The following is a 2,937-nucleotide window of genomic DNA, read 5'->3' as shown; positions in this document are numbered from 1 at the left end:
CGGTCGGAAGGGGAGCCCTCCGGCAGCCCCGCGACCGTCCCCGACAGCCGTCCGGCCTCCGGCCGCGGGATGCGTGTTCCGGGCGGTGGACGGGGAACGGCCGTTGCCGTGGCGTTCGTATCGGGTATATCCCCCTGGTGCCGACAAAGCGGCATGTGCGGTCGACCCCGGCCCGGGAGGCGCGATGAGCCAGCAGCCTGTCCTTCTGCCCTACTCCGACCCGGCCTTCCTGGAGGACCCCTTCCCGCTCTACCGGCGGCTGCGCGAGGAGGGCCCGGTCCGGCGCGCGATGATCGCCGGCGGCCTGGAGGCCTGGCTGATCACCCGCTACGAGGACGGACTCGCCGCCCTCTCCGACCCCAGGCTGAGCAGCGATGTCCGCGACGCCTCGGACCCTCGCCTCATGGCACAACTGCCCGAGTTCGAACGCGAGTCGATGATGAGCACCATGCTGCGCTCCGACCCGCCGGACCACACCCGGCTGCGCCGCCTGGTGTCGAAGGCGTTCACCGCACGCCGGGTCGCCGGGCTGCGGCCCCGTGTCCAGGAGATCACCGACCGGCTGCTCGACGTGGTGGCACCGGACGGCCGCGCCGACCTCGTGGCGGACTTCGCGCTGCCGCTGCCGGTCACCGTCATCGGCGAACTGCTCGGCGTGTCCGCGGACGACCGGCAGGACTTCCAGCGGTGGACCGACGCCATGCTCGTACGCGGCGAGACCATGCCCGACCCGGCCGTCGTCAACGAGGCGTGGCAACGGATGCACGCCTATGTGACCAAGCACCTGGAGACCAAGCGAGCCCGGCCCGGCGAAGACCTCCTCAGCGCGCTGATCAGCGCCCACGACGAGGAACAGCGGCTCAGCCAGGACGAGCTGATCGCCATGACCTTCCTGCTGCTGGTGGCCGGGTACGTCACGACGGCCAACCTGATCGGCGGCGGCATCGCCGCGCTGCTCACCCACCCCGGGCAGTTGTCGTTGCTGCGGGAGCGCCCGGAGCTGCTGCCCGACGCCGTCGAGGAGTTCCTCCGCTACGACGGACCGGTCAATCCGGGGATCGCCAGGTTCGCCCGCGAGGACGTCGAGATCGCGGGCGTGACCATTCCCCGCGGGGCCACCGTGGTGATCGCGTCCGCGATCGCCGACCGCGACCCGGCCCGGTTCACCGACCCCGACAGGCTGGACATCACCCGCGGTGACAGCGGCCACCTGGCCTTCGGGCACGGCATCCACTACTGCCTCGGGGCGCCGCTCGCCCGGCTGGAGGCCAGGATCGCCATCGGCACGGTGCTGCGCCGCCTCCCGGACCTGGCCCTGGCGGTGCCACCGGCCGAGGTGCCCTGGCGACCCGGCGGCCTGCGCGGCCCGGCGCGGCTTCCGGTCACGTTCACGCCGGGCGGGTGGGCGGACTGAGCGCATACGGGTGCGTCTTTGCCCGGGGGGCTGGGCGGGGGCCCTTGCCGACGCGCATACCCCTATGTCCCGTATGCCTTGTGCGTAAGACCGGTGTGCAGGGCGCCGGTGGGCTCCGGTGGGCCGGAGTGACGGCCTCCGCCATCGTTCCCGCTCCGCGCCGGGATGCCCCTCCGTGGCGGATGCCCGCACAAGACCGGTGACATTGCCGGTCCGGTCGTGCCGCGCGACGCCGACAGTGGCACTGCTCACCCCACTGGCGGAGCCCGTCGGCCGGCGCGCTCACGCGTGCCATCCGGACCGGACGGGCGGCTCGCCGCGACAGAGAGGACGACTCGTCGTGCAGCACCCGCGCACCAGCACCACGGCACCGGCCCCCCGCCCACGCCCCACCCGTCGTGCCGGACGGCTCGGCGCCCTCGCCGCCGCGGTCACCGCCGTCGTCGGCCTGACCACGCTCGGCGGGCCGGCGGCCCACGGTGCCGACAACCCCTACGAGCGCGGCCCGGCGCCCACCGAATCCAGCATCGAGGCGCTCCGCGGCCCGTACGCCGTCGCGGAGACCACCGTCTCCCGGCTCGCCGTCACCGGCTTCGGCGGGGGCACCATCTACTACCCGACCAGCACCACCGACGGCACCTTCGGCGCGGTGGCCGTCTCGCCCGGCTACACCGGCACCCAGTCCTCCATCGCCTGGCTCGGCCCCCGGCTGGCCTCCCAGGGGTTCGTGGTCTTCACCATCGACACACTGACCACGCTGGACCAGCCCGACTCCCGGGGCAGCCAACTGCTCGCGGCGCTCGACTACCTCACCCAGAGCAGTTCCGTACGGAACCGCATCGACTCCAGCCGCCTCGGCGTCATGGGCCACTCGATGGGCGGCGGCGGCACCCTGGAGGCGGCCAAGACACGTCCCTCGCTCCAGGCGGCGATCCCGCTGACCCCGTGGAACCTCGACAAGACCTGGCCCGAGATCAAGACCCCCACCCTCATCTTCGGCGCCGACGGTGACACGATCGCCCCCGTCGTCACCCACGCCGAACCCTTCTACGCCACCCTCCCCAGCTCCCTCGACCGGGCGTACCTGGAGCTGAACGGCGCGACCCACTTCACGCCCAACACCTCGAACACGACGATCGCGAAGTACAGCGTCTCGTGGCTGAAGCGGTTCATCGACGACGACACCCGCTACGAGCAGTTCCTCTGCCCGCTGCCACGGCCGAGCCTGACCATCGAGGAGTACCGGGGCAACTGCCCGCACACCTCCTGACCCCCCTCCGGGCCCCGACCGCAGGGGCCCGGACGTACGCCTTCCGCGCGTCCTTACGCCTCAGTAAGGTTTCGGGAATGAGCGGACAGACGCCTCTGGGACCCGGTGCGGCGCGGCACCGGCCGGATCCGGTCGCGACGCTGGAGGAGCGGCTGCGGGAGGGCGGCGCGTACGTCCTGACCGGTGAGCCCGGCAGCGGTCGCTCGACCGTCCTCGCCCGGGTCGCCCGCGCGTTCGCCGCCGGCCCAGCCGT

2 protein-coding genes are annotated in these 2,937 nt (G+C 72.9%); both read left to right on the top strand.

The genetic code is table 11. The features are described from left to right. Positions 1–184 precede the first annotated feature (184 nt). On the top strand, positions 185–1,414 hold the full coding sequence (locus H5J33_RS29440) for a cytochrome P450 (protein ID WP_181797849.1): 1,230 nt from the start codon (positions 185–187) through the stop codon (positions 1,412–1,414). Positions 1,415–1,754: 340 nt separating this feature from the next. Then, the gene (locus H5J33_RS29435; protein ID WP_181797848.1) at positions 1,755–2,684 is read left to right on the top strand and encodes a dienelactone hydrolase family protein; all 930 of its coding nucleotides are present in this window, start codon (positions 1,755–1,757) and stop codon (positions 2,682–2,684) included. Positions 2,685–2,937 lie beyond the last annotated feature (253 nt).

The organism is Streptomyces sp. WELS2 (genome assembly GCF_013870595.1).
In the GTDB taxonomy this organism is placed as follows: domain Bacteria; phylum Actinomycetota; class Actinomycetes; order Streptomycetales; family Streptomycetaceae; genus Streptomyces.
The sequence above is the reverse complement of the archived record's forward strand: the minus strand, read 5'-3'. Positions and strand labels throughout refer to the sequence as shown.